Raw genomic sequence first — 26,949 nt, 5'->3', positions numbered from 1 at the left:
ACGACCCATGACCGGGACGTGAACGCGGCCATCAACCTCAAGGCCGCCGGGCTGGCGGTTGCTGTCTGTGGAGCCGGTGTAAGACCTCAACGGAGCACTCCGGGCGGGCAGTCGGCGACGAAGCAGAAAACCTCACAGCGCGAGCCGTGAGAATCCCCCTCGTTCACGAGGGGGAGAAGTCAACCCAGCACCTCGTTGCCGGCGAGGTGCAGCGCGGCGTCGATCTCGGCGACCAGGCCGAGGAACGCCTCCCGTCCCAGGCCCGTCCCCGCGCTGCCGAGCAGTCTGAGGTCGTAGCCGTCGGGATGCTGCCACCAGGCGTCGCAGGCCCCGAACTCGGCGCTGAGGTAGCCGAGGTGCACCGGGCGGCCGCCGAGATCGCGGACCTCGTCGGTGGCGGGGTGCTTGTCCCGCTTCGGCGGGAACTCCAGGCGCCCGCCGCCGGTGCGCTGCGCCGTGAGGCGCAGCTCGCCGCCGGATGCCGAAGCGTAGACGACTTCCAGCTCACGGACGGCAGAGCCGTCGCCGAACGTCGCGGCGCTGTCGGCGTGGAAGCCACCGGCCGCCACCGGCACTCCCTGCGCGGTGAGGAACGCGGTGACCTCCCCCGAGGGGATCCAGTCGCCCTCGTGCTCCCGCCCGCGCCGGTGGAAGGAGAAGACGCCGGTGGGCACCGAGACCATGTCGGCCCGGTGCCCGGCCCAGTAGCTCAGCTCGGAGAACGGTGTGGCCAGTACCCTCGGCACCGCCTTGGGCACGGCCGGGCGCAGCGCGGCGAAGAGCGCGACGATCTCCTCGTCCGAGAACTCGCCCTCCAGCACCGAGAGTTCGACCGTGGTCCGCGCCATCCGGGCGCTGCCGGCCCGGTGGCCCAGGTAGTCGGTGCCGAGCCAGACCACCCGGCCCTCGCCGATCTCGAACGGCCGGGTCTGGCTGCCCCACAGGCACGGGTGGTCCGCGGCGGGGAAGGCCCAGTCGTAGAGGAACTGCTTGAGGCGCAGCCGCCGTCCGCCGCCGGAGATCTCGGTGCGGTAGCCGGACGGGTTGGCGTCGCTCCACGGGCTGCGGCCCACGGCGTCGACGCGTCCGGGGGGAGCCTCGCGGCGGAGCGTTCCGACGCATGTGTCGCAGCCCTCGGGCAGTTCGGACGGCCGCCACACCACGAAGTTGCACCAGTCCTGGGCGCGGGCCTCCTCGGTCACCGGGGGTACCGGGTCAAGGTCGGCCGCGCTGTCCAGGACCTGCGGGCGCCACCGGGGGACGGAACTGCTCACCTTGACTCCTCGGGTCGGTTGTGAACTCCGCGAGGTGGCCGGCCCAGGCGGAGGTTGATGCCAAAAACATCCATTCGCCGACTCCCAGTTCACCGCGGAGCTCGGCCGGCAGCGTCGGCAGCCCGAAGGGGGCGCCGAGCCCGTCGGCCAGCTCGGCGAGCCGTCTGACGTAGCCGGGGTCGGAGGGGCTGGGAAAGCCCTGTTTGCGGCGGCGTTGCACCGAGTCGGGCAGCAGGTCGGCGAGCGCGGTCTTGAGCAGCCCCTTGTGGCTGCCGGGCTTGTTGGTGTCCTTCAGGTGCTCGGGGCAGCGGAAGGCCAGCTCGGTGAGGGCGACGTCCTGGAAGACGGGCCGGTCCTCCAGGGTGAAGGTCGCCGAGGTGGCGTCCACCATGTCGTTGACGTAGACCAAAAAGCGCCGCATCAGGTGGTGCCTGCCGCGTTTGAGCGGAGATGCCGTCTTGATCGCCCGGTACTCGTCCATGGTGCGTTCCCACACCCGGTCGGTCACCGCCGTCATGTCGACGTCGAGTTCGTGCGCCATCCAGCTGACGAGCCGGGCCCAGATGGGCCGTTCGTCGGCGTGGAGCCGATGGGTCAGGTAGTGGCGTCCGTGGATGTAGGTGGGCGCGTAGGGGTCGACGACGGGGAAGTACCGGCCGTCCTGGTAGCCCCAGAGTTCGTCGGCTCCGTGTCCCGAGTAGACGACCACGTTCCCGTCGTCGGCGATGGTCCGGTAGAGGTGGTGCATCGCCAGCTCGGCGCCGTGCAGCAGCGGCCGCATCAGTCGGGTGGGCAGGATGGGCACCAGGTCGGCGGCGGTGCCCTGGTCCAGGTCGCAGACGGTCAGCGGCACACCGAGACGGTCGGCGACCTCTGCGGCGTACGCCACGTCGTCGCCCGAGCCGCCGATGCCGTCCTGGTAGCGCAGCACGTACCCGTCGAGGGGCACGCCCGCCTTGGTCAGGCCCGCGGCGATCGCCGTGCTGTCGACGCCGCCGCTGAGCACCGCGGCCCGGGGCACGTCGGACACGGACCGTTCCTCGATCGCCCGGTCGAAGGCGGCCCTGATCTCCTCGGGGTCGATCGGGTCGTCCACCGACGCGGGTTTCCAGTAGCGGTGCGTGCTCGTGTGCGGCCGGTCGACCACCAGGTACTCGGCGGGCTGCAGGGACTTGACGCCGCGCAGCCAGGTGTGGTCGTCGGCCGCGTCCATCCGGATCCAGGAGCGCAGCACGAACTCCTCGGGGTCCACCTCGGGGGTCACCAGGCCGGTACGGAGCAGCACCCCTTGCTCCGAGGCGAACAGCAGCCCGCCGTCGGTGTAGGCGTAGAACAGCGGCTTGACGCCGAAGTGGTCGCGGGCCAGCACCACGCGGCCGGTCGTCGTGTCGTGCCAGGCGAGTGCGAACATGCCGTTCAGCGGCCGCAGCGCCGCCGCGGGGTCGTCCTCGCGGCAGACCTGCTGGAGCACGAACTCGGTGTCACAGGTGGTGCGGCGCGGCCACAGCGGTGGCGCGGGCGACCGGGAGCCGTAGACCTCGCCGTTGTGCACCAGCACGACCCGGCCACCGGGGTCGGTCATCGGCTGGTCGCCCGCCTCGGTGCGGTCACGGACCGCCAGCCGCGTCGCGCACAGCATGACGGTGCCGCACGAGGAGACGTACGGGGCGCAGGCCCCCTCGCCGCGGTGCGCCATGGCCTTGGTCATGGTCCGGCCCAGCGCGTCCAGCCATGCGGCATCCCGCCGTCCGTCCAGGCTGATGAAGCCCGCTATGCCGCACACGTGTCACGCTCCGGTTCCTGCCGGTCCCGCCATACCCGCCAGAGCTGCGCCAGGGCCTCGGTGAAGACGTGCTCGATGCCGTGGTGTCCGCCCTCGTGCTCCTGGTAGACGTGGGGGATGCCGTGCGCGTCCAGGGCCGCGCGGAGCGCGCGGACCCCCCAGTGCATGCCGTACTCGTCGCGTTGGCCGACGCTGAGGTGGAGCAGACCGAGTCCGGTGAGACGGCTGGCGTGGGCGGGGAGCATCCGCACCGGGTCGTAGGTGAGCCACCGTCGCCACACCTGATCGCGGAACAGTCCTGTCGCGGGGTCGCAGGGCAGCGCGTCCGAGGGGGTGGTGCGCGGGTCGTCGGCGTAGCACATGCCCATGGCGATGATGCTCATCGCCACCATGAAGGGGACGTCGTGCGGGCCGCTGTCGCGGCGGGCCAGCAGAGCGTCGACGCCGCCGGCCGCCCGGACGGTGTCGAGCGCGGCGGGCAGCAGCGGCAGGTAGCAGTGCTCGAACCCGGCGTCGGGCGAGCAGGCGATCACCGCCCCGAACAGTTCGGAGGTCATGCCCGCGACGAGCGCGCCGTAGCCGCCGCTGGACTTTCCCCCGATGGCGCGCCACGCCGGCTCCGGCCGGGTCGCGAACCGCCGGTCCACCTCCGCGACGACCTCGGCGACATGGGCGGCGTACCGGCCGCAGGCGGCGGAGTCGAGGTACTGCGAGCCGCCGTAGGCGGTCGTGCAGTCGGGCACGACGAGCAGTGCGGGCGGCACACGGCCGTCCGCCATCGCCTGGCGGAGGCGGTCGGCGACGGATCCGCCGAAGGCGAGCGCCCGGTTGCCGAGGCTGGGGTGGGCGCCGAACCCCGGCAGCCAGTACACGACCGGGTAGCGCCGGACACCGTCGTACCCCGGCGGCAGGTGCACCTCGATCCGGCGGCGGTGCGGGTCGCCCGGCGGGTTGCCGCGCAGGCAGGCGCTCTCGTGGTCGAGCACGACCGGGTCGTTCACGGGGTGCTCGCCTCCCGCAGCGCGCGGTGCACGTGGCGCGTGTAGAAGGACGGGTGGTGGAAGACCGCGGAGAGCAGGACGCCGTCGCTGGCCCACAGGCCGTAGGAGCTGCCGAACAGCAGGTCGGCGTCGAGCATGGCCTGAAGCGTGCTCGCCGCCATCTCGGTCCAGCCCTCACCGCCGGCGATGTGGCTGCGGGCGGGCCCCGGGCCGAGCCGCGTCACCCGGCCCGCCACCGGGTCGAGCAGGAAGGCGCTCTCGCCGCCGTCGTCCTCATGCAGCGAGACGACGTGCCGTCCGGCGCCGTCGTCCAGCGCCCGGTACCAGTAGTCGGTCGCCACCAACCGGTCCAGCAGCTCGCGGAGCATGTCCTCGCAGGCGCGGGTCTGGCGGCCGTAGCGGTCGAGGGAGGCGTCGAAGGGCGGCACCGGCGTGTCCGGGTCGAGCGTCACCTCGGCGTAGACCTGGTCGAAGTCGTACGCGCCGGGCGGGATGGGCCCGTCGGCCAGGGCGGCCTTGCCGTCCGCCACCTCGATCACCTGGCCCGGGCCCCACAGCAGGCCGTCGCGGCCCCGCTCGTCCAGGCGCCGCAGGGCGTCGGTCGGGGTGAAGGGGAACATCGTCCGGTTGCACCAGGAGTAGTCGCGCTCGCCGTCGCCGCTGACGCGCCAGCCGAAGGAGGAGGGCACGGTCAGGGCCGCGGGGATCGACTCGATGTACCGGTCGAAGTTCGCGGCGGCGCGGGCGCGGACCGCGTCCGGGTCGGTCAGCGGGCGGCGCTCGGTGAGCACGCCGGGCGGCGCGAGGCTGTGCGCGGGGACGAACACGGCGTCGAGGCGTGGCGTGTCGTCGCCGCGGAAGGCCGCCACGGTCGCCTCGTGCAGGAGCGCGTCCCCGCACAGCATGACGGCCGCGTCGGCCGTCTGCACCAGCACGCTCATCTCGGGGAACGACACGGCCGAGGGGAACGTCCGCAGGGTCGCCCCGCCCAGGGTGATCGTGTCGCCCGGCGTCACCGGGCGCAGGCGTTCGAAGCCGAAGCGGCGCAGCGTCCAGGCGATCGCCTGGTGCCCGAGCCCCGAGGCGGTCAGCTGCGGCGGCACGGGTCCCGCGGGGTATACGCAGGTGACGCCGGAGCTCTGGCGCGGGCCGTCGTCGAAGTCCACGTCGGCGCCGTCGACCAGGCGCAGCAGCGAGGGGAAGTGGTGGTGGTCGAAGTGGTGGTGGCTGAGGACCACGTAGTCGACTCCGTCGTCGAGCACCTCCTGGACCAGGTCGTCGGGCAGCGGCGGGTGGTGCTCCCAGAAGCGGTCCAGGCGCTGGGTGAGCCACGGGTCGAAGAGGATCCGCTCGGTCCCCGTCTCGACGAGGACCGCGGCGTGGCCGAGCGAGGTCAGACGCATCAGCCGCTCGTCTCGTACGCGCAGCGGAAGCCGACCTCGTTGTGCCGGTCGGTGATCAGGTCCTTGCCCCGGTAGAACGTGGTCAGGCAGGTCGGCGGCGACGTCCAGGTGCCGCCGCGCAGGACGTGGAAGGCGTCCTTGCGGTTCATGAAGTCCAGCGGGTGCCGTCCCTTGAAGAAGGGGTCCATGTCCTCGCCGGTGTAGAAGTTGGTCCGGGTCAGCTCCCAGACGTTCCCCGACATCTGCAGGACGCCGTACGGGCTGGCGCCGTGCGGCAGGGCGTCCGCGGGCAGCACCGGATGGGCGGGGTTGTCGCCCTGCGCGATGGTGACCAGCAGCGCCTCGAGGGAGTCGAGGTCGGTTACGGCCTCGCCGAACGACCGCTCGACGTAGTTCACCCGGTCGGGGTCCCACTCCTCGCCCCACGGGTAGCGGCGGCCGTCCACGCCGCGCGCGGCCTTCTCCCACTGGACCTCGCTGGGCAGCGAGCCACCGGCCCACTTCGCGAAGGCGTAGGCGTCGTACCAGTCGACGCCGACGACCGGGAGGCCCGGTGCGTTGAAGCGCGGGTCGTGCCAGTGTGCGGGGCGGTGCGACCGCTCGAGTGGCTGGTCGGGGTGGTCGAACTCGCCGGAGTCGCCGACCTCGTCGAGGAACTCCCGGTAGCGCGCGTTGGTCACGGTGGTCCGGTCGATGAGGAACTCGGGCACGTCGACGGCGCGCAGGGGGCTGTCGTCCTGCGCCATGCGGAAGGCGTCGGGCTTCGCGTTCGCGCCGATGATCGCCAAACCGCCCGGCACCCGGACGACGTCGGCGTGGCGCCGGGGCCGCCTCCGCGCAGCCGCGATCCGCGCCCGCATGTCCGTGAAGTACTCGTCCTCCAGACGGCGGAGCTCGGCGGGGTCGCGGGTGCCGAAGACGGCGATGAGGGCGCGCTTGGTGAGCGCCGCGCCACAGCCGACGGGCTTGCGCGCCCAGTCGGGCCGGGTGAAGTTGCTGGGCCAGCCGGAGATGCGGATGAGGTCGGGGACGGCGGCGGCGATCCGGTACTCCGCGATGACCTTGAGCGCGGTGAACGCGACCCAGTCGACCGTGTCGTGTGTCGCGGCGGCCACGGCGGTGTCGGCGGCAGGATCGCCCGCGTGGTGCGCGGCCAGCAGCCGCACCGCGCCCGCGCGCACCGGCCACTCGGGATGAGTGACCACCAGGCTCGCCAGCAGCGCCACCCCGTCGGCGGCCCGTCCCTTCTCCTCGGCCAGCTCGACGACGCGTTGCACCGATGCCCAGTAGCGGTCGTCGGTGGAGTCGTCGATCACCAGCATGTCGGCGGGAATGTCGATGACTTGTGAAACGCGATTACCTATCATCTCAACCTCTCTCGGGACGAAGCGCCGCCCGTACGGAATTCAATTCCGTACGGGCGGCGTATTCGCTGTCAGAGGACTACCACTTGCTGGTCTCCTCGTCCGCGTCACGGGTCTCCATAAAGGTACGGTCGCTCATTCTTCACTCCCTCCGCAATATTTATTTATGTGGCCGAATGGCCTCATGGCCCGGAAGGATACGCAGGGCGCCGAAGGCACAGCAACGACTGTCGCCGGTGAACGCTGAACATGAACATTTCCGTGATACATGCGAGTAAGTTCGCGGCGCGATCCGACGTAAAGAGAGGGAGGGAAGAATGGTTGACACCGATTCCCGTGGCATGCGGGAGAACGGGTTCGTGCGGCTGCCCGCGCTCGCGACCGGCGACGCACTCGCCCGGCTCCGGGCGGCGGTGGGCCGGCTCGAGGAACTGACCCGGGACCAGGCCGTCTCGGCCGGGGACTTCATCCTGGAGGCGCCCGGTGTCGGCGGATGGGCGGCCTGGCAGCAGGGGACCCAAGCCCTCACGGGGGTGCTCCGGATGGCCGGCCGCATCCACGTCCACGTCCCCGAGTTCGACGCCGTGCAGCGGTCGCTGGGCCTGGCCGACGGTCCCGTCGCGCGGGCCGTCGACAGCCCGGGCACGCTGGTCAACTCCTTCCTGTGGGCCAAGCCGCCCGTGGTGGGTTCGGCGAAGCCCTGGCACCAGGACATGGCCTTCGCACCGGCCGGCTTCGACCCCCGGGAGCACAACATCGTGACGGTCTGGATCGCGCTCGAGCCCGCCACCGCGCGCAACGGCTGCCTGGAGTTCCTCCCCGGATCGCACCTGTTCGGTCTGCTCCCGCACGCCGGGGACAGCGAGCGGCTGCCGGGCGAGCCGCCGTTGAAGGATGCGGTCGAGCCGCATATCGCGGACGAGCACCTGCCGCGCGCGAAAGAACCGGTCGCCGTGCCCCTGGAGCCCGGGTCGGCCGTCATGTTCGACGGCATGGCGGTGCACCGCTCGGCGCCCAACACGACGGCGGCCGAGCCACGCACCGCCGTCAGCTTCGTCTACAAGGTGCCGCGGCCGGCCTGGTCCCGGCGGGAGCCGGCCGCCGCCCGGCTGTGACGTTCAACCGCGGCGGGGCAGCAGTCGAACAGCCTCAGGAGCGGGCTTCGCGGTCGAGGACGTAGAACGCGGCGCCGTCGAGGTGGCGGATGGTGTTCAGGTCGCGCTGCACGACCTCCTCGAGGTCGTGCAGCAGCGTCACGAGGACCGGGTAGGTGAGGTCGTCGACCGTCCGGCGCAGCTCCTGGCCCGGTTTCACCGGGGTCGCCAGGGTGTGGAAGCTCTCCAGCCGCTCGATCTCCTCGATGCCCCGGTACTCGCTGAGCAGGCCCTCCACCGGCGAGACCATGCCGGCGATCGCGCAGTAGCGGCGCACCGCGTACGGGCTTGCCGCCCGGGCGTGGAACCGCTCGGGATGCAGGTACGCATCGACGGTCCACTCCAGCTGTGACGCGCCGATGCCAAGGCCGGCGCAGGCCGGGATGCCGCCGCCGGCGATCCGGGCGCCGACCTCCACCAGGGCCGGTCCGGCCGGGGTCATCCTGATCTCCACGTGCGCCGGGCCGTGCCGGATGCCCAGGGCGTCCAGGACCTGGAACGCGTAGTCCCTGAGGGGTTCCACCTCCCGGCTGCCCGAGTCGATCAGCGACAGGGCGTCGCAGAGGTCGACGACACCGTTCGCGCTGACGCGGCTGGTCCGCCAGACGTCGCACACATGGTGAACGCCGTCCCGGCTGACGGTGTTCACCATGTACTCGGTGCCCGGCAGGTACTCCTGTGCCACGGCCCCGTTGTTGGCCTGGGAGAAGACGTCGTCGGCGTCGGCGAGAGACCGGAAGGCCGCGACCGACTCCTGCGGTGTGTCGCAGAAGGAGACTCCCTGGCTGCCCGCGCTGCGCGGCGGCTTGACGACGACGCGTCCGCCGAGCTCGCGATGCCAGGCGGCGAGCTCGTCCGCGTCGGTGACCCGCAGTTGCCTCGCCGCGCGGAGCCCGGCGGCGCGCACGGTCTCGACCATGACGTGCTTGTCGCGCCGCGCGGTGCTGAGGGCGGTCGTGTTGCCGGGCAGGCCGAGCCGCTCGGCGAGCAGGTCCGCGAATTCCACCCCGACCTCGCCGCCCGAGACCACCGCGACCGGCGCGAACGCCGCGACCGCATCGGCCGTGGCCGACAGGTCGCCGTCGTGGACGATGTCGGCGACGAAGTCATCGCGGACGAAAGGGGCCGACCGATACACGAACGGCACTTCGCGCGTGCTTTGCACACGGACGACTGAACACCCTTGCTCCCGGAATTCCAGAACGAGTGAACGGACTGCCGCGTAGGCATCGACCATCACGATGCACGGGCTGTTCTCAATGGCTGCTGTCATATGTTCAACGATAGACAGACTTCTTCCTCGCTGAAATCCGTTCATCTCTGGCATCCTCCAGCCCCTGGAGGAGTAAGTGATGACATCTTTTCCCGCGACATTTCGCTCGCCGAATTTCACTCCCGTATTGCTGTTCGTCAACGCATGCGGGAGTTTTCTGCTTCTTGTGAGTCTGTCCACGCACGTGGGATCGGTCACCGGGTCGGGACTGTTCGCCGGAGCCGTGCTGAGCGCGCCGTGGCTGCCCGCGCTGCTGCTGGCCGGACCGCTCAACCGGCTGCTCAGCCGGCGCGCGCCGGAGCGGCTCGTCCGGGTGGCCGAGGCAGCGAGCCTGCTGCTGACCGCGGCCGCCCTGGTGGCGCCGGGCCGCGCGCTGCTCGCGGTCGCCACCGTTCTCGTGCTGGCCCGCGGGTACGGCGAGGCGGTCACCCGCTCGGCCACGTCGGTCGTGCTGCGCTCCACCGTTCCCCCCAAACGGCTGGAGCGGGCCAACACCTTCGCCGAGATCGGCAAGCTGACCGGGGTCAGCGTCGGCGCGGCGCTGGCGGGGCCGGCCGGGGCGGTCCTGCCGCTGCGGGGCCTGATCGCGGTGAACGCGGCGACGCTGGCGCTCTCCGCGCTCCTTGCCTGGGCGCTGCCGTCGTCTCCCGAGCGGGACTCCGTGAGCGCCCAGGACGACAGGGACACCGCGAACGGCACGCGCCTGCGCGTCGACGACCCGGTGCTGCGCAGGCTGTTCGCCCGTTTCCTTCTGGTGGCGTTCTGGCAGGGCTTCCACACCGTGGCCGTCACCGTGATCCCGCTCCATGTGCTGGGCGGCGGGACCCGTCTGGTCGGAGTGTTCGTCGCGATCTCCTCGGTCGCCGTCTTCGCCGGCTCGCTCGCCGCTCTGCCCGCCCAGCGCTACCTCGACCGCCTCCCCTCGGCCGCATGGGCCCTGCTCCCGATGCCGCCCCTGCTGGCCGCGGTGCTGGTCGGCCGCACCGTGCCGACGGTGGTGCTGTACGCGCTTTTCCTCGTCCTCTTCGAGGTCGCCTACGTCCACTACAACAACCGGCTGCTGGCTGTGGCCTCCGCAGCGGAACTCCCCTCGGTGGTGACGCTCCGGGCCACCCTGCTGCCCTCGGGCGTGGCAGTGTCCATCCTGGTCACGGGCGTGCTCTGCGACCTGGCGGGCACCGTGTCCACGGCCCTCGTGGTCGCCGCTGTCACCTTCCTGGTCACCGCCGCCACCAGCACGACCCGGCAAACCTGGAGAAGATCTGTACGGGACGCGTGATCAAGATGGCAGGGGCCGGAACGTGTGGCGTTCGGCTGGGAACACCGTTGCTTCGATCGTCAATGAATCTCAGCATTCCGGGCATTTCGGCCCGGAAGGTCCGTCTCGTCACCAAAGTGTGAGGGCTTCGGTTTGAGTACGGTCTCTCGTTTCCGTCTGCCGCTGGTGCGGCAGGGTTGTGCCACCTGCCCGCCCCGTCCCTGCCTTGCGGCTGGGGCGGGTGGCGCGGGTCTTCCGGTCGGCTCCACGAGGCTTCGACACCTTGACGGTGCCCTGGTCTCCGGCCACTCCGGTACCAGTTGCTGCTGCCGCCAGGGCGGCGAGGTTGCGGGCCGCGTTGTCGTCCCGGTCGATGACCAGGCCGCAGGCGTGGCATTCGTAGGTCCGGATGTGCAGCGGCAGCTTGGCTTTCACCGCGCCGCACCCGGAGCAGGTCTTGGAAGAGGGGAACCAACGGTCGGCGGCCACGACACGGCAGCCGTTCCGGCGGGTTTTGTAGGTGAGCTGGCGGCGGATCTCTCCGAATCCGGCGTCGGCGATCCTGCGCGCGAGGCGCCGGTTGCGGAGCATCCCGGCAACGTTGAGGTCTTCGACCACGACCGTGCCGTACTCGGCCGTCACGGCGGTGGTGAGCTTGTGCAGGGCATCGGCGCGGAGGTTCGCCACCCGGTGGTGCACCCGGTTGCGGGCGGCGTTGGCCTTCTCCCACCGCTTCGACGCCTTCTGGCCGGTGCGGCGGTCGGGGCCCCGGCGGCGGGACACGGCGCGGGAAGCCCGGCGCAGGTGTGTCAGGGCGCTGTCCAGGTGCCGGGGGTTGGGCACGGTGCGGATCTCGCCGGTGCTGTCGGCCATGACCGCGAGCGTCTTCACGCCGAGATCGATCCCGATCGCCGTGCCGGGGCGGGTGACGCGCTGGATCTCCCGCGCGGTCTCGACCTGGAAGGCGACGAACCAGCGTCCTCGTTCGTGCCGGACGGTGGCGGACAGGATGCGGGCCTTCCCGGCCTGCACACGGAGCTTGCCGGTGGGTTCGTGGACGCGGATCGTCCCGAGCCGGGGCAGCGTCACGTGGCGGCCGTCCGTGTCCACGCGGATCGTGCCGGTGGTGAACCGGCAGGACAGGCGCGCCTTCCGCTTCGACTTGAACCGGGGTGCCCCGACCTTCTTGCCCCGCCGCTTGCCCTGCTTCGACTTCGAGTAGTTGTCGAACGCGGCGGCGGCGTTCGCGAGGCCGGTGGAGTACGCCTCCTTGGAGTTGTCCTCCCACCATCCGGCGAACCTGGGGTCGGTGTGCTTGGCCGCGTTGAACGCCTTTCGCAGCGCGGGCAAGGACCACGGCCGCCACTCGGTGAGCTGGCCCTCGCAGATGCCGTAGGTCTCCTCGGCGCGGCGCTGCCACCACGACGCCGTGACCCAGCCCACCGCCCAGTTGTACGCCGCCCTCGCCGCACCGCAGTGCGACCGAAGAGCACGCTCCTGTGTGGCGTTGGGGTCCAGCGCGAACCGGAACGCCTGCACCACAAAGCCGGACTGCTGCTGGAACTTCTTCACTCGGCGGCCTCGCCGATCACCACGGCCACCGCCCGGGCGGCACGGTTCTTCGCCGCCCGGCGCCCGTACAGGCGCGCGCACATCGAGGTCAGCACCTCGGTGATGTCTCGCACCAGGTCGTCGGCGGTCTCGGCGGGGTCGAGGACGACCAGGCGCCGGCCTGACGCCGACAGTACGGCTTCCAGGTGCTCGACGCCGAACCGGGCGAGGCGGTCGCGGTGCTCGACCACGATCACGGCCGCGCCCGGGTCGGACAGGAGCCGGTGCAGTTTGCGGCGGCGTCCGTTCAGCCCCGAGCCGACTTCAGTGACGACATCCGCGACCGGCAGACCGAGACCGGTGGCCCCCTGGACCACGCGGGCGACCTGCCGGTCAAGGTCCGACTTCTGGTCGGCCGAGGAGACGCGGCAGTACGCCACAACCCGCCCGGACGCCTCCGTGGCGGGCTCGTCGACCAGCCACGTCCCGGACGGCGTCTGGCGTACGGGGACCGGCATGCGGCCCTCCTTCGCCCACGTCCACGCGGTCTGGTAGTGCACGCCATTGCGTGCCGCCCACTCGGAGAGCTTCACGCGATCAAGATAGCAGATGAGAAAAACTGAGATTCCTTGATGAATTTCGCAACAGTTGCCATCCCCCACCCCTGAATCTAAGGAGATCCGCCGTGCGGGTTCTCATCGTGCCGTTCCCCTGGAAGACACACCTGTTCAACCTGGTTCCGCTGGCGTGGTCGCTGCAGACGGCCGGGCACGAGGTGCGCGTGGCCGGGTGGCCGGATCTCCTCGACGCCGTCACCGGGGCCGGGCTGATGGGCATAGGTGTCGGTCCGGGCGAGACGCCGGAGGTGCGCAAGCGGCGGGACCGGCGCAAAGCGGCTCCCGCTGGCGCCGCGGGAAGGTCTCCGCAGGAAGGGCTCGGCCCGCTGTTCGACCTACGGCCGGATCGCGAGCGGCTGAGCTGGGAGCAGGTCACCAAGGTCTTCGACAACCTGGTGCTTCCCCAGGCACGGCGATCCAACGACTCGATGATGGACGACCTGGTCGGATTCGCCCGCGAATGGCAGCCCGATCTGGTGCTCTGGGGCGCGAAGGCGTTCGCAGGAGCGGTGGCCGCCGCGGCGGTCGGAGCGGCGCACGCCCGGGTGCTGTACTCGGTCGACGTCTACACCCGCATGCGGGAGGACTACCTGCACGCCAAGGCCCTGCAGCCGCCCGAGGAACGCGTCGACCGACTGCGTGACTGGCTGGCGGGCTGGGCCCAGAGGTACGGCTGCGAGTTCTCCGAGGACCTGGTGAACGGACAGTTCACGATCGACCCGCTGCCCGAGGCATTCCGGCCCGACCCCCGGCCGACCACGCTTCCCGTGCAGTTCGTTCCCTACAACGGGCCGGCCGTCGTGCCGCGGTGGCTCGCCGAGCCGCCGCGCGCCCCGCGGGTCCTGATGACCTTCGGTGACTCGGTGAACGACGGGCCGGTCCAGCAGCTGCTGCCTGTCGAACGCATCCAGGAGATCCTCGACTCGGTGGCCGACCTGGAGATGGAGCTGGTCCTGACCCTGCCGCCGGACTCCCAGCGGAGGCTGCGCGAGGTGCCGGCCAACACCCGGCTGGTGGAGTCCGTGCCCCTCTCCGAGGTCCTGCCGGCCTGCGCGGCCATGGTGCATCACGGCGGAACCTGGTCGTTCGGCTGTGCTCTGCGCTACGGCGTGCCCCAGTTGCTGATCAGCCGGGCGTTCGACGTTCCGCTGAAGCTCCGGTGCCTGGACCGGACGGGGGCGGGGCTGTCCATGAAGCCCGCCGAGGTGGACGGGCCCAAAGTCCGTGCCGCGCTCGTCCGGCTGCTGGAGGACAAAACCATCCGGGCGAACGCCCAGCGGCTACGTCAGGAGGTGCTCGCCATGCCCGCCCCCAACGAACTGGCGCGAACCCTGGAGGAACTGGTCGTCGCCCACCGGGCCGGCGCGGCACCCGCCTTGCGCTGAGCAGGAGAAAGCGGGCCCCGCACGATGACCGTGCGGGGCCCGCCCGGCGGCGGATCAGGATGCCGGGACCGGGTCTGCGGACGCCTGGCAGGTGGCGTCGACCCCCTTGCGGGACGCGGGGCGGGTGCCGTCCCTCAGATAGTCCCCGACGTAGGTGTTGAGGCAGGCGTTGTTGTTGGCCGACAGCGCCGCGCCGACGTTGTGACCGCCCTGCTCCAGGACGAGCCGGGAGTTCGGGAACAGCGCGTGCGTCTCGACGGCGCCGGTGACGCCGTGCGCGGTGTCGAACTCCGGCTGCACCAGCAGGACGTTGACCGCTTTGCTGCCGACCTTCTGCGGAGTCTGCGCGGGCACCGGCCAGAAGGCGCACGGCGCGTTGTACCAGGCGTTGGTCCAGGTCAGGAAACGGTTTCCGGCGGCGTACTGGCGGGAGTAGTCCGCGTGCCAGGTGCTCCAGTCCCGCGGCTGCGCAGCGTCGGTGCACTGGACCGCGTTGGTCATCGCGTGCCGGTTCTGGTGCGGGAAGCCCGGGTCCGAGTAGTTGGCCCGCAGCGACGTCGCGTCACCGCGCACCACCCAGTCGGCGAGTATCTTCGCGCGCGAGAGCCAGGTCCAGCTGCGGTAGACGACCGGCTCGAAGACGTCCGCCCACTCGGACGGGCCGATCTTGCCGTCGACGGGCGCCGCGCCGAGCGCGTCCTGACCCTTGTAGTAGTTCGCCTCGACCTCGGCGGCACTCGTGCCCAGGTGGTAGACCGCGTCGTACGTGGCGACCCAGGCGAAGAAGATCGTGGCGTTCTTCTCGGACGTCACGTTCTTGTCGAGGTTGTTCTGGTACCACACGCCACCGGGACGGGCCACGCTGTCCAGCACCATCCGGCTCACCCGGTGCGGGTACATCGAGGCGTAGACCGAGCCGAGGTAGGTGCCCCAGTCGGTGCCGAAGTACGTGATCTTCTCCTGGCCGAGCGCGATCCGCATCCGGTCGAGGTCGCGGGCGGCGTCCTTGGTGCTGAGGTGCTTGAGCACGTCGCCGTACTTGTCGCCGCAGCTCTTGGCGTACGCGCGGGCCCGGTCCACCCACTCCTGCTCGGCGGCGGGCGTGCTCGGCACGGACGCCGGCTGGGCGTGTCCGGGGTAGACGTAGTCGCTGTCGCAGACGACGGCCGGCTCGCTGGCGCCGACGCCGCGCGGGTCGAAGCCGATCCAGTCGTAGGCGGCGCCGACGTCCTTGGCCAGCCCGGTCGTGCCCTGCGCGTACCGGGTGGGCAGGTCGCGGCCGATGCCGCCGGGCCACTGGCCACGGTTGAGCACCACGACGCCCTGGTACTGGCTGTCGGGGGCGGTGTGCCTGGCCCGGGTCAGCGCCAGGCTGATCTTCTTGCCGCCGGGATTGCCGTAGTCGAGCGGCACCTGTACCGAGCCGCAGTCCAGACCCTTGAGCAGGGTGCCGAGGACCGGGTCGCTGTCCGGACACGGCGACCAGGCGACGCTTGCGGCGGCCGGCGCGGTCGCGTCCTTCGCCACCGCTACCGGGGCGACGGCCGACCCCACCAGACTGGCCACGATCACTGATGTGACCAATGCGAGCTTTTTCACGTGATTCCCCTCCTGAATTCAGCCGCTCGCAGCCTGACAAGGGCCTCTCCAATTCTGGTCAAGAGTGGCTGGAAACCAGCTGGAGTCAGCGGGCACGGAGATGCATCGCGCCCGGGAATTTCCCTAGCATCGAGCGACGAAATCCCGACCCCCCCAGGAGTGGAAATGGCTGACTCTGCCATCCAGGGAATCAAGACCGTGCTGCATCCCGTCTCGGACGTGGCCTCGGCCAAGAAGGTGTACGCCGCCCTGCTCGGCATCGAGCCGCAGACCGACACGGACTTCTATGTCGGCTTCGACCTCGCCGGTCAGCACATCGGGTTGGTGCCGGCGGGAGCGCAGGACATCACCTCGCCGGTCGCCTACCTGCACGTCCCCGACATCGAGGCGAAGCTGGCCGAGGTGACCGCCGCGGGCGCCACGGTGAAGAACCCCGCCTCCGATGTCGGCGGCGGCCGTCTGGTGGCCACCGTCACCGACCTCGACGGCAACGTTCTCGGACTGATTCAGGACCGCTGACGCCGGGGCCTGCCCCAACTGCCCTCGAAGCCCCCTTGAGTTCGTCTCGAGGGGGCTTCGAGGGCAGCCCCTTAGCCTCGGCCGGGATGGGGCCGGGCGAGGTGGTCCCATGCCGAGAGATGGAGACACGATGAGCAAGGACACCGGGGCGGACGCGCGCTCGTCCGGGCCGCACGGCGCCCACCGCCGCGATGTGATCCGCGTGCACGGGGCGCGTGTGAACAACCTCAAGGACGTCAGCGTCGAGATCCCGAAGCATCAGCTGACGGTCTTCACCGGAGTGTCCGGCTCGGGCAAGAGCTCGCTGGTGTTCGGCACGATCGCCGCGGAGTCGCAGCGGCTGATCAACGAGACCTACAGCGCGTTCGTGCAGGGCTTCATGCCGACGCTGGCGCGTCCCGAGGTCGACGTCCTGGAAGGGCTGACGACCGCGATCATCGTCGACCAGCAGCGGCTGGGCGCCGACCCCCGCTCCACGCTCGGCACCGCCACCGACGCCCACGCGATGCTGCGCATCCTGTTCAGCCGGCTCGGGCAGCCGTACGTCGGCCCGCCCAGCGCGTTCGCCTTCAACGTCCCCAAGCGGACGGCGAGCGGGGCCATGAACGTCGACAAGGGCAAGGGCAAGCGGGTCGTGGTGCGCAAGGCCGTGTACCACGGCGGCATGTGCGCGCACTGCGAAGGCCGCGGCACGGCCTCCGACATCGACCTCACCCAGCTCTACGACGACTCCAAGGCGATCGGCGACGGCGCGTTCACGATCCCCGGCTGGAAGCAGGACAGTTTCTGGACCACCCGGGTCTACGCCGAGTCGGGCATCCTCGACCCGAAGAAGCCGATCCGCGAGTTCACCGACAAGGAGATGCAGGACTTCCTCTACGGCGACGCGACCAGGGTGAAGGTCGACGGGGTCAACCTGACCTACGAGGGACTGATCCCGAAGATCCAGAAGTCGATGCTGTCCAAGGACAAGGACTCGCTGCAGCCGCACATCCGGGCGTTCGTGGAGCGGGCGGCGACCTTCACCTCCTGCCCCGAGTGCGGCGGTTCCCGGCTCAGCGAGGAGGCCAGGTCCTCGAAGATCGGCGGGATCAGCATCGCCGACGCCTGCGCGATGGAGATCAGGGACCTGGCCGCGTGGGTGCGCGGGCTGGACGAGCCGACGGTGGCGCCCCTGCTGGCCAAGCTGCTGCACACCCTGGACTCGTTCGTGGAGATCGGTCTGGGCTACCTCTGCCTCGAACGTCCCGCGGGCACCTTGTCGGGCGGTGAGGGACAGCGCGTCAAGATGATCCGCCACCTCGGCTCCGCGCTCACCGACACCACCTACGTCTTCGACGAGCCCACCACCGGCCTGCACCCCCACGACATCCAGCGGATGAACGACCTGCTGCTGCAGCTGCGCGACAAGGGCAACACCGTCCTGGTGGTGGAGCACAAACCGGAGGCGATCGCGATCGCCGACCACGTCGTCGACCTCGGCCCGCACGCGGGTGCCGCCGGTGGCCAGGTGGTGTTCGAGGGTTCCCTCGAAGGGCTGCGGGCGGCCGGCACGCTCACCGGCCGCCACCTCGACGACCGGGCCGCCCTCAAGGAGAGGGTGCGCAAGCCGCAGGGGCGACTGGAGATCCGCGGTGCCTCGACGCACAACCTGCACAGCGTCGATGTCGACATCCCCCTCGGCGTGCTGTGCGTCGTCACCGGGGTGGCGGGCTCCGGCAAGAGTTCGCTGATCCGCGGCTCGGTGACGCGCAGGGACGGCGTGGTGGCCGTCGACCAGTCGCCGATCAAGGGTTCACGCCGCAGCAACCCGGCGACCTACACCGGCCTGCTCGACCCGATCCGCAGCGCCTTCGCCAAGGCCAACGGCGTCAAGCCCGCGCTGTTCAGCGCCAACTCCGAGGGCGCCTGCCCCACCTGCAACGGCGTGGGCGTCATCTACACCGACCTGGCGATGATGGCGGGCGCCGCCACCACCTGCGAGGACTGCGAGGGCAAGCGGTTCGAAGCGTCGGTCCTTGAGTACCGTCTGGGCGGGCGCGACATCAGTGAGGTCCTCGCCCTGCGGGTCGAGGAGGCCCAGGAGTTCTTCGGCGCCGGTGAGACGCGCGTCCCCGCCGCCCACCGGATCCTCGAACGCCTCTTTGACGTGGGTCTCGGCTACCTCGACATCGGCCGGCCCCTCACCACGCTGTCGGGCGGCGAGCGCCAGCGGCTCAAGCTGGCCACCCGCATGACGGACAAGGGCGGCGTCTACGTCCTGGACGAACCCACCACCGGCCTCCACCTCGCCGACGTCGAGAACCTGCTCGGCCTGCTCGACCGTCTGGTCGACGCGGGCAAGTCGGTGATCGTCGTCGAACACCACCAGGCCGTGATGGCCCACGCCGACTGGATCATCGACCTGGGCCCCGGCGCCGGCCAGGACGGCGGAAGGATCGTCTTCGAGGGCACTCCCGCCGACCTCGTCGACGCCCGCTCGACCCGCACCGGCGAACACCTCGCGGCCTACATCGGCCGGTAGGGCCCGGTCGGGGGTGGTGGCGGGCTGAGGACCGCTACCGCCCCCGACGCGTCAGCAGTCGAACCGGCAATCTGAAAGACGCCCGGGAGTCAGGCAATTCTTTAGCGTGAACTGCACCGTATCCGTCCCCCTCATCGAAAAGGGAAAAGGCACATGCTTCGAGCGTGGAATTCCGACTGCGATGTGGTCTCATGAGAATCCTCGTCACCGGCGGAGCCGGATTTATCGGCTCGCATTACATACGGACCATGCTCGACGGGGGATATCCGGGTTTCGAGGACGCGCACGTCACGGTTCTGGACCAGCTGACGTACGCGGGAAACCGTGAGAACCTCCCCGCCTCCCACCCGCGGCTCGCCTTCGTGCGGGGGAACATCCTCGACCGGGAACTTCTGGGCACCGTGCTGGACGGTCAGGACGCGGTGGTGCACTTCGCGGCCGAGAGCCATGTGGACCGTTCGATCGAGAGCGGCGCCGCGTTCGTGCGGACCAATGTGGAGGGCACGCAGGCGCTGCTCGAGGCCTGCCTGGCCGTCGGCGTGGAGCGGGTGGTGCACGTCTCGACGGACGAGGTGTACGGCTCCATCGAGGAGGGGGTCTGGACCGAGGAGTCCCCCCTCTTGCCCAACTCCCCCTACGCCGCGTCCAAGGCCGCCTCCGACCTCATCGCCCTGGCCTACTTCCGCACACACCGGCTGAACGTCTCGGTCACCCGCTGCTCCAACAACTACGGCCCCTACCAGCACCCCGAGAAGTTCATCCCGCTCGCCGTCACCCATCTGCTCGAAGGACGCCCCATCCCCGTCTACGGGGACGGCGGGCAGATCCGCGAGTGGTTGCACGTGGACGACCACTGCCGGGCCGTGCACCGGGTCCTCACCGGGGGCAGGGCGGGCGAGGCCTACAACATCGGCGCCGGCACGGCCGTGCCGAACCTGGCACTGGCCCACCGGCTCGCCGCACTGTGCGGAGCGGAGCCGGACATGATCCGGCACATCACCGACCGCAAGGGCCACGACCGGCGCTACGCCCTGGACCAGAGCAAGATCGAGCGGGAACTCGGCCACCTGCCGCTGACCCCGTTCGACAAGGGTCTGGAACAGACCGTCGCGTGGTACCGGGACAACCCGCAGTGGTGGAAGCCGGTCAAGGAGAGCGGTGGCCGGCGATGAGCACACCGGCACAACTGGTTCCGCGTTCCCGGGCCGGGATCTCCGAAAGGCTGGCCCTGTCCGCCGCGACGGCCGAGGGCGTCCACACCGCGACGTCCGACGTGCCGGGCTGGCTGGACCTCCACCGGCTGTCCGGCGGGACGCAGATCCGGCGGATCCCGTTCGCCGAACTCGACCACTGGTCGTTCGCGCCGCAGAGCGGCGACCTGCGGCACCGCAGCGGACGCTTCTTCACCATCGAGGGCCTGCACGTCGTCCGGCCGGAGGCCGAGTGGCAGCAGCCGATCATCGTGCAGCCGGAAATCGGCATCCTCGGCATCCTGGCCAAGGAGTTCGACGGGGTCCTGCACTTCCTCATGCAGGCGAAGATGGAGCCCGGCAACCCCAACCTGGTGCAGCTCTCCCCCACCGTGCAGGCCACCCGCAGCAACTACACGAAGGCCCACGGCGGGGCGGAGGTGAAGTACCTGGAACACTTCCTCGACCCGGACAGGGACCGGGTGCTCACCGACGTCCTGCAATCCGAGCACGGCGCCTGGTTCTACCAAAAGCGCAACCGCAACATGATCGTCGAGGTGGACGGCGACGTACCCGTCGACGACGCGTTCCGCTGGCTCACCCTCGGACAGATCGTGGCGCTGCTGCGCCTGGACAACATCGTGAACATGGACGCGCGCACCGTGCTGGCGAGCGCCCCGACGGCCCCTGCCGAACTCGGGGCGCTGTCCTCCGACGCCGCCCTGCTGGCCTGGTTCACGGGGGAACGGGCCCGTCACGACATCCGCACCCGCCGCATGCCCCTGCGCGAGGTCGGCGGGTGGCAGGCCGACGAGCACTCCATCAGCCGGGTCGACGGCAGGTTCTTCCGGGTGGTGGCGGTGTCCGTCGAGGGCGCGGGCCGTGAGGTCGCCGGCTGGACCCAGCCGATCATCGAGCCGGTGGATGCCGGGATCGTCGGCTTCGCCCACCGCGTGTTCGACGGCGTCCCGCACGTCCTCGTGCACGCCCGCGTCGAGGGCGGCTTCCTCGACACCGCCGAGCTCGCGCCGACCGTGCAGTGCGCTCCGGCGAACTACGCCCATCTGCCGGCGGAGCACCGCCCGCCCTTCCTCGATCTGATGCTGAACGCCTCCCCCGACCGCGTCCGCTACTCGGCGGTCCACTCCGAGGAGGGCGGCCGGTTCCTCAACGCCGAGAGCCGCTATCTGATCGTCGAGACCGACGAGGCCACGACGCCCGCCCAGGCGCCCGCGGGATTCCACTGGGCCACCCCGGGCCAGCTGAACTGGCTCGCCGGGCACAGCCGCTACGTCAACGTGCAGGCCAGGACCCTGCTCGCCGTCCTCAACACCAGCGCGGCCGCCCGCACCCCGCTGTCCGTCTGAGTCCGGGAACAACACAAGGCCCTGTCCGGTGGATTCCCCACCGGACAGGGCCTGAGAACGAAAGGGGGCTACTGGGCCTCGGCGAGCCGAGTGGTCATCGGGGTCCACTTGTTGGGGTTGATACGCCAGTCCACCGGCTCCTGCTTGGTGACGACATTGACGCGGTTCCAGAGGTTGACCAGACCGATGTGGAGGACCACGGCGCCGAGCTCCTGCTCGCCGAAGTGCTTGGCGGCCTCGGCCCAGACCTCGTCCGACACCGGTTCCTCCTGGTCGTTGATGCGCGTCGCGGCCTCGGCCAGGGCCAGCACGGAGCGCTCGGCGTCGGTGAAGCAGGTCTGCTCCCGCCAGGTCTCCACCAGGGGGAGGCGGTGGTCCTCCTCCCCTGCCTCCTCGAACTCGCGCTTCTTCACGGGGATCTGAACCGGACGGCCGTTGATCTGGCTCACCCGCAGGTGGATGAGCACCAGCGTCTGCAACGGCACGCCGACACTGTTGACGGCCTTGACCAGCGCGCGCATGGGCGGCAGGACATCGGGAACTACCAGCGACGGGTTAGGCATCCGCGGCGACATCTGTAATTCTCCTTCGAATTGGGATCGGAAAACAGTCTGCCCTCAGGGTCGCCTTTTCTCAAGATTTCGGAATTTCGGCGGCCAGCTAATTCTTCGGGCGTCCGGCGGCTTGAGCAAGTGCTTGATGAAGTCGTTTGTCGGCCGTCTGCCCGGATTCCCATTGCACACCGATCGCGAAGGGGTGATCGGTGACTTCGATGGCCTCGACAATCCCGTCCTCGGCCCATCCGGTGACGGTGAGGCCGGCGCCGAGCCGGCCTACGGCCTGGTGGTGATGGCAGGCCGTTTCCGGCTCGTCCTCGTCGAGGACGAGCGCGATCCGGCTGCCCGGCTGGAGCTTCAGCGGGTGGCGGCCGAGCGTGAAGGACGGCGTGCGCGGACGGTGGCCGTCGTGGCCCGTGATGTCCGACAGGTGCTGGTGGAGGGTGCCTCCGTGCAGCACGTTGAGCAGTTGCATGCCACGGCAGATGGCCAGGACGGGTAACGCGGCGTCAAGTGCCGCCCTGACCAGCGCCAGTTCGGCACGGTCGGCGTCCGGGCTCATCGCCCGGGTCGCCGGGTGCGCGTCCTCGCCGTACAGCGCCGGATCCAGATCGGGGCCGCCCGGAATCAGCAGGCCGTCGAGCCGGCCGGCCAGGTCTTCGGCGCCGGGCAGCAGCGGAAGCAGCAGGGGCGTGCAGCCCGCCTCGGCCAGGAAGGCCACGTGCGACTGGAGCGCGAGGCTGACGACCATGTCGCTGCCCTGGAGTGTGACCGGCGCGGTCCGCGCGCAGATCCCGATCACCGGCCGCCGCCCGGCGTTCGCCGGATCGTTCGTGACTGAATTCATGACCACCCTCATGGGTTTCCGGGTTCAACTGAGGAAAGTGAGCAGATGAAACAAGCGCTTCCGCGGACAGTCATCGCTGCCAAAATAGCCACGGCGTGAAGCGGAGGCCATCGTTCAGAACCGGGCAGGTCTGCGACTACTGAACGGAATAGCACTCCTGATACCACAGGTGGGTGGGGAGCATTTTTTTCCCCGGCGAAACTCTCGCAGGCCATTCAACCGAGGTGACCATGATCGAGGCCAAGAACCTCACGAAACGCTACGGCGACAAGACCGCCGTGAACGATCTGTCGTTCACGGTCGAGCCCGGCCGGGTCACCGGCTTCCTGGGCCCCAACGGCGCAGGCAAGTCCACCACGATGCGGCTGCTGCTGGGACTCGACCGGCCCGACGCCGGCGAGGCCACCGTCAACGGCGTGCGCTATCGCGATCTGGCGCAGCCCATGCAGGTGGTCGGCGCGCTGCTGGAGGCGCGCGCCGTCCACACCGGCCGCAGCGCCTACGACCACCTGCTCTGCCTCGCCCAGACCCAGGGCTTCAGCAAGCGCCGGGTCGAGGAGGTCATCGAGCGGGTCGGCCTGGCTTCGGTGGCCCGCAAGCGGGCGGGCGGCTTCTCGCTCGGCATGGGGCAGCGGCTCGGTATCGCCGCCGCGCTGCTGGGCGACCCCGCGGCGCTGGTCCTGGACGAACCGGTCAACGGTCTCGACCCCGAGGGCATCCTCTGGATCCGGAACCTGATGAAGTCGCTCGCGGCGGAGGGCCGCACCGTCTTCGTCTCGAGCCATCTGATGAACGAAATGGCCGTCACCGCCGACCACCTCATCGTCATCGGCCGCGGCCAGCTGGTCGCCGACTGCTCCACCGAGGAGTTCATCGAGCGCAGCACCGAACAGTCCGTCCTGGTCAAGACCCCCGACGGGGCGCAGCTCGCCAGGCTGCTGAAGGCCGAGGGCGCCACCGTCACCGACACCGACGAGGGCGACCTGGACGTCTCCGGGCTCGAGGCCCCGCGCATCGCCGAAATCGCCGCTGCCGGCGGCCTGATCCTGCACGAGCTCTCGACCCGACGCGGATCGCTCGAGGACGCCTTCATGGAACTGACCAAGGACGCCGTCGAGTACGACGCCGTCGTGCCCACCGCCGGAGGCGTGAAGTGACCACCCTGACCGCCCCCGCACGCGCAGCCGCATCGCACAGGCCGAGCTTCGGGCGGCTGATGCTCTCCGAGTGGACCAAGATCCGCTCGGTCCGCTCCACGATCTGGTCGCTCGCCATCCTGGTCGTGCTCACCCTGGTCTTCACCGTGCTGTTCATGGAGATGGGTGTCGCGAACTGGGACAAGAGCGATGCGTCCCAGCAGGCCGCCATGAGGCTCGATCCGACCGGAACCATCCTGGGCAGCGGCATCCTGCTCAGCCAGCTCGCGATCTGCGTGCTGGGCACGATGGTCATCGCCTCCGAGTACTCCACCGGCATGATCCGTGCCAGCCTGCTCGCGGTGCCCAAGCGGGTGCCGGTGCTGGCGGCCAAGGGCGCGGTCTTCGGGCTGCTGGTCCTGGCCGTGGGCGAACTGACCGCGTTCTCCTCCTTCTTCATCGGCGCGCCGATCCTGCACAGCAAGGCGCCGGTCGCGATCGGCGACCCGGGCGTCCTGCGAGCCGTCGTCGGCTGCGGTCTCTACCTGTCCCTGCTCGGCCTGTTCGCGCTCGCCATCGGCGCGATCATCCGGCACACGGCGGCGAGCATCACCGGCGTCATCGCCTTCGTCCTGGTGATCGCCCCGATGGCCAAGCTCCTGCCCGGCAGCGTGGGCAAGCACATCCACGGTTACCTCCCCACGGAGGCCGGGTACCTGATCACCCAGCAGCACTCCCGCGCGGGCGACGTGCTGGGGCCGTGGCAGGGCCTTGGGGTGCTCGCGCTCTGGACGGCCGTCCTGCTGGTCATCGCGGCTGTGCTGCTGCAGCGCAGGGACGCCTGACCTCCGCGCCCGTCGCGGGCGTCCGCCAATCCGGCGGACGCCCGCGACGTCGTGTTTCCAGAGAACGTCGACCTGCTCTCGACTACAGCTAAAGACCCTCCTGCGACGCTCATCGGCAGCGGCAGCAGAGAGGGAGTAACAGGAATGGCTCAGAGCAACGCGCAAGCCGTCTTGATAACGAGTGCATTCAGCCCCGTCCGGATGGAGGGCATCGATTCTTCAACCCGCAGCGAATTCGATCTGAAGAATTTCGAGAAACTGCCGGCACGCGATGTCCCCCTCACCGCGTTGTCACCGGGAGTGTCCCTGCGCCAGGGCGGAACGGACGCCGCTCACATCCAGCTTCTCGTCGACGCGTCGGGCACGGCGGAACTGCCGCCCATTCTCGTCCAGATGGACGGCTGTCGCGTCATCGACGGGCTGCACCGGCTGGAGGCCGCCAGGCTCCGGGGCGACGACACCATCAGGGCGCGCTTCCTCGACTGCTCGAACTCCGAGGCGCTCGTCATCGCCATGAAGGCGAACGGCTCGCACGGACTGCCGCTGTCGAAGGCCGACCGCGTGTCCGGAGCCCAGCGGGTCCTGACCTCCCATCCCGACTGGTCCGACCGCGCCATCGCCCAGATCACCGGCCTGAGCGCGAAGACGATCGCGTCGCTGCGCGACCGGTCGGCGAGCGGAACGCCGCTCGACGGCAAGCGCATCGGCCAGGACGGAAGGCGGCGTCCGGTGGACGCGGGCGAGGGCAGGCGGCGCGCCGCCGAGTACATCGCCGCCCATCCAGGCGCCCCGCTCCGTCAGGTCGCCAGGGAGACCGACGTGTCGCTGGGCACGGTCCACGACGTGAGCGCGCGGCTGCGGCGCGGCGAGGGCCCCGAGCGCGACGGGCGCCAGACAACCGCCGCGCGGCCGCAGCACGTCCGGCCCCTGCAGTCCCTGCAGCCGGTGCAGTCGGTGCGGCAGGCCGACGAGGCGACGCCGCCGGCCGACGCGGTTCCCGACGGCGCCACGCGTGTGCCGCTGCGGGTGGCCCCCAGCGTGGACGCCGCGCCGCCGCAGCGCAGGAACCACACCGACACACCGCCCACGTGGGCGACCGTGGCGGCCAAGATGGCCGCCGACCCCGCCATCCGCTACACCGCCGGCGGCCGGGAGTTCCTGCGTTGGATGCAGCTGCACGCCACCGAGCCCAGCGAAGACTGGCGGGGGCTCGTCGACGCGGTCCCGCCGCACTGGCTCGGCGTCATCGCCCCGATCGCCGAGCACATCGGCAGGGAGTGGAGCCTGCTCGCCGAGCGGCTGAAGACCAGGCAGGACCTGTGCCGTAATCCCCCGCGGTCACGACCGTGACGGCACCGGTGCCGCGGACGCCACCCTGAGGTGGCCCGCGGCCCGGCGCCCTCCCGCGGGAGCCGGACCCGGGGTGACGGAGGCGCACCCGGGGTGGGCCATGACGGTGGCCGGGGGTTCGAGCTCGGGCAACGCGAGCAGGACCGGCGGATCGACCGGCCGCCCCGGGCGCAGCCGCACCGCCGCGCTCGTGATGCTGTCGGCGGTGACGGTCACGGCCGTCGAGCCGTGCCCCCCGACGAGCGAGGTCCGCCGGGCCTGCGGACCGGGCCCGATGCCGGCGGCCACCGCCACCGCGAGCAGGTGCCAGCTCCCGTCGGGGACGTTCTCCAGGGAGTAGCAGGACGGACGGCCGCTGGGCACGTCGACGACGACCGAGGCGACAGACGGATGCTGGACAACGGCCGTGCCGAAGGCGCCCAGATACACGCGTGCGTTGCCGTGGCCCTCCGGCAGGCTGATCGTCCCCGCGACCGTGCCGAATCCCGACCGCGAGCCCGGCTCCGGTGCCGGCAGGCCCTCCCCGCCGCCCCACGACAGCCGGCGGAACCGGCCGGGAGACACTCCGACACTGGCCGTGAAGGAGCTGGTGAACGAACCCAGGCTGTTGTATCCGACCGCGAGGGATATCTCGGCGATGCTCATCGAGGTGCTCTCTATCAGCCGCTTGGCCTCGTGAATGCGGACCGCGGCCAGAAATCTGCCGGGAGTGAGCCCGGTCTCCTCTTTGAATACCCGCGTGAAATAGAACCGGCTGAGCAGAGCGCTTTCGGCGATCTCCGTGAGAGTCAGCGGCTCGCTGTAACGCTCCCGAATGTACTCGATCGCCCTTTCTACTGCGTTGTCCATAATGCACCTCACTATGTGTCGATCCACGCAGCAGCGTGACCCGCGAGCATCGCGCTTGGCTTGAGTAACGCTTGGAATCCGGCACAGAGGCGGGGCAGCCGGC

General features: G+C 70.4%; 22 protein-coding genes and 1 pseudogene. 11 read left to right on the top strand and 12 right to left on the bottom strand.

The features are described 5' to 3' along the window. Positions 1-150 (top strand): annotated as a pseudogene (locus tag ACZ4RZ_RS46040) (RNA-guided endonuclease TnpB family protein); the annotation flags it as partial. A 29-nt stretch (positions 151-179) separates the two neighbouring features. Here ACZ4RZ_RS46040 and ACZ4RZ_RS46035 read toward each other — a convergent pair. The 5 genes from ACZ4RZ_RS46035 to ACZ4RZ_RS46015 are packed head-to-tail and all read right to left on the bottom strand — an operon-like array spanning position 180 to position 6,828. Continuing rightward, positions 180-1,274, bottom strand: a complete 1,095-nt coding sequence (locus tag ACZ4RZ_RS46035; RefSeq protein WP_467753548.1) for a hypothetical protein — start codon at positions 1,272-1,274, stop codon at positions 180-182. Continuing rightward, positions 1,216-3,057: an asparagine synthetase B family protein gene (locus tag ACZ4RZ_RS46030; protein WP_467753547.1), complete on the bottom strand. Its 1,842-nt coding sequence runs from the start codon at positions 3,055-3,057 to the stop codon at positions 1,216-1,218. The genes ACZ4RZ_RS46035 and ACZ4RZ_RS46030 overlap by 59 nt, the downstream gene beginning before the upstream one ends. After that, positions 3,045-4,058 carry an alpha/beta hydrolase-fold protein gene (locus ACZ4RZ_RS46025; protein WP_467753546.1) on the bottom strand — a complete coding sequence of 338 codons (1,014 nt, stop codon included), beginning with the start codon at positions 4,056-4,058 and terminating at the stop codon, positions 3,045-3,047. The genes ACZ4RZ_RS46030 and ACZ4RZ_RS46025 overlap by 13 nt, the downstream gene beginning before the upstream one ends. Continuing rightward, a complete protein-coding gene (locus tag ACZ4RZ_RS46020) occupies positions 4,055-5,461 on the bottom strand; it encodes an MBL fold metallo-hydrolase (RefSeq protein WP_467753545.1) in 1,407 nt (468 codons plus the stop codon). Before ACZ4RZ_RS46020 ends, ACZ4RZ_RS46025 begins: the two co-directional genes overlap by 4 nt. Further along, positions 5,461-6,828, bottom strand: coding sequence for a formylglycine-generating enzyme family protein (locus ACZ4RZ_RS46015; protein ID WP_467753544.1), 1,368 nt, complete (start codon positions 6,826-6,828; stop codon positions 5,461-5,463). The genes ACZ4RZ_RS46020 and ACZ4RZ_RS46015 overlap by 1 nt, the downstream gene beginning before the upstream one ends. A gap of 314 nt (positions 6,829-7,142) precedes the next feature. Here ACZ4RZ_RS46015 and ACZ4RZ_RS46010 point away from each other — a divergent pair, with 314 nt between their 5' ends. Then, the gene (locus tag ACZ4RZ_RS46010) at positions 7,143-7,940 is read left to right on the top strand and encodes a phytanoyl-CoA dioxygenase family protein (RefSeq protein ID WP_467753543.1); all 798 of its coding nucleotides are present in this window, start codon (positions 7,143-7,145) and stop codon (positions 7,938-7,940) included. A 34-nt stretch (positions 7,941-7,974) separates the two neighbouring features. Here ACZ4RZ_RS46010 and ACZ4RZ_RS46005 read toward each other — a convergent pair whose 3' ends face one another. Further along, positions 7,975-9,216, bottom strand: coding sequence for an ATP-grasp domain-containing protein (locus tag ACZ4RZ_RS46005; RefSeq protein ID WP_467753549.1), 1,242 nt, complete (start codon positions 9,214-9,216; stop codon positions 7,975-7,977). A gap of 115 nt (positions 9,217-9,331) precedes the next feature. On the opposite strand from ACZ4RZ_RS46005, the gene ACZ4RZ_RS46000 reads away from it, so the two are divergent. After that, entirely contained in the window at positions 9,332-10,531 is a 1,200-nt protein-coding gene (locus ACZ4RZ_RS46000) for an MFS transporter (protein ID WP_467753542.1), read from the top strand. Positions 10,532-10,639: 108 nt separating this feature from the next. Here ACZ4RZ_RS46000 and tnpB read toward each other — a convergent pair whose 3' ends face one another. Continuing rightward, positions 10,640-12,082, bottom strand: coding sequence for an IS607 family element RNA-guided endonuclease TnpB (gene tnpB / locus ACZ4RZ_RS45995; RefSeq protein WP_467753541.1), 1,443 nt, complete (start codon positions 12,080-12,082; stop codon positions 10,640-10,642). Beyond that, complete coding sequence (locus ACZ4RZ_RS45990) at positions 12,079-12,654, bottom strand: IS607 family transposase (RefSeq protein WP_467753540.1); 576 nt, start codon at positions 12,652-12,654, stop codon at positions 12,079-12,081. Before ACZ4RZ_RS45990 ends, tnpB begins: the two co-directional genes overlap by 4 nt. A gap of 92 nt (positions 12,655-12,746) precedes the next feature. Here ACZ4RZ_RS45990 and ACZ4RZ_RS45985 point away from each other — a divergent pair, with 92 nt between their 5' ends. Continuing rightward, positions 12,747-14,063, top strand: coding sequence for an activator-dependent family glycosyltransferase (locus tag ACZ4RZ_RS45985; RefSeq protein WP_467753539.1), 1,317 nt, complete (start codon positions 12,747-12,749; stop codon positions 14,061-14,063). A gap of 54 nt (positions 14,064-14,117) precedes the next feature. On the opposite strand, the gene ACZ4RZ_RS45980 is transcribed toward ACZ4RZ_RS45985, so the two are convergent. Beyond that, positions 14,118-15,662 (bottom strand): alpha/beta fold hydrolase, encoded by a 1,545-nt coding sequence (locus ACZ4RZ_RS45980; protein WP_467753538.1) that lies wholly within the window; start codon positions 15,660-15,662, stop codon positions 14,118-14,120. A gap of 165 nt (positions 15,663-15,827) precedes the next feature. Between ACZ4RZ_RS45980 and ACZ4RZ_RS45975 the strand changes: the two genes are divergently transcribed. From ACZ4RZ_RS45975 to ACZ4RZ_RS45960, 4 genes are all read left to right on the top strand, one after another. Further along, positions 15,828-16,181 carry a VOC family protein gene (locus ACZ4RZ_RS45975; RefSeq protein ID WP_467753537.1) on the top strand — a complete coding sequence of 118 codons (354 nt, stop codon included), beginning with the start codon at positions 15,828-15,830 and terminating at the stop codon, positions 16,179-16,181. 130 nt (positions 16,182-16,311) lie between these two features. Then, positions 16,312-18,705, top strand: a complete 2,394-nt coding sequence (locus ACZ4RZ_RS45970) for an ATP-binding cassette domain-containing protein (protein WP_467753536.1) — start codon at positions 16,312-16,314, stop codon at positions 18,703-18,705. A gap of 191 nt (positions 18,706-18,896) precedes the next feature. Continuing rightward, on the top strand, positions 18,897-19,877 hold the full coding sequence (rfbB, locus tag ACZ4RZ_RS45965; RefSeq protein WP_467753535.1) for a dTDP-glucose 4,6-dehydratase: 981 nt from the start codon (positions 18,897-18,899) through the stop codon (positions 19,875-19,877). Further along, positions 19,874-21,262, top strand: a complete 1,389-nt coding sequence (locus tag ACZ4RZ_RS45960) for an NDP-hexose 2,3-dehydratase family protein (RefSeq protein ID WP_467753534.1) — start codon at positions 19,874-19,876, stop codon at positions 21,260-21,262. The genes rfbB and ACZ4RZ_RS45960 overlap by 4 nt, the downstream gene beginning before the upstream one ends. A 68-nt stretch (positions 21,263-21,330) precedes the next feature. Here ACZ4RZ_RS45960 and ACZ4RZ_RS45955 read toward each other — a convergent pair whose 3' ends face one another. Both ACZ4RZ_RS45955 and ACZ4RZ_RS45950 read right to left on the bottom strand, forming a co-directional pair. Continuing rightward, positions 21,331-21,837 (bottom strand): carboxymuconolactone decarboxylase family protein, encoded by a 507-nt coding sequence (locus tag ACZ4RZ_RS45955; protein ID WP_467753533.1) that lies wholly within the window; start codon positions 21,835-21,837, stop codon positions 21,331-21,333. An 85-nt stretch (positions 21,838-21,922) separates the two neighbouring features. Next, on the bottom strand, positions 21,923-22,666 hold the full coding sequence (locus tag ACZ4RZ_RS45950; RefSeq protein ID WP_467753532.1) for a gamma-glutamyl-gamma-aminobutyrate hydrolase family protein: 744 nt from the start codon (positions 22,664-22,666) through the stop codon (positions 21,923-21,925). A 230-nt stretch (positions 22,667-22,896) separates the two neighbouring features. On the opposite strand from ACZ4RZ_RS45950, the gene ACZ4RZ_RS45945 reads away from it, so the two are divergent. The 3 genes from ACZ4RZ_RS45945 (at position 22,897) to ACZ4RZ_RS45935 (ending at position 25,997) form a co-directional block, all read left to right on the top strand. After that, positions 22,897-23,823, top strand: a complete 927-nt coding sequence (locus tag ACZ4RZ_RS45945) for an ABC transporter ATP-binding protein (protein WP_467753531.1) — start codon at positions 22,897-22,899, stop codon at positions 23,821-23,823. Beyond that, positions 23,820-24,647, top strand: coding sequence for an ABC transporter permease (locus ACZ4RZ_RS45940; RefSeq protein WP_467753530.1), 828 nt, complete (start codon positions 23,820-23,822; stop codon positions 24,645-24,647). Before ACZ4RZ_RS45945 ends, ACZ4RZ_RS45940 begins: the two co-directional genes overlap by 4 nt. Positions 24,648-24,791: 144 nt before the next feature. Next, positions 24,792-25,997 (top strand): nuclease, encoded by a 1,206-nt coding sequence (locus ACZ4RZ_RS45935; protein ID WP_467753529.1) that lies wholly within the window; start codon positions 24,792-24,794, stop codon positions 25,995-25,997. Here the strand turns inward: ACZ4RZ_RS45935 and ACZ4RZ_RS45930 are convergent. Then, positions 25,986-26,846: a helix-turn-helix domain-containing protein gene (locus tag ACZ4RZ_RS45930; RefSeq protein WP_467753528.1), complete on the bottom strand. Its 861-nt coding sequence runs from the start codon at positions 26,844-26,846 to the stop codon at positions 25,986-25,988. The two genes, ACZ4RZ_RS45935 and ACZ4RZ_RS45930, sit on opposite strands and share 12 nt — an antisense overlap. Positions 26,847-26,949: the final 103 nt, after the last annotated feature.

It is taken from the genome of Streptomyces sp. NPDC027189 (assembly GCF_055566975.1).
This window is presented reverse-complemented; position numbering and strand designations above follow the sequence as displayed.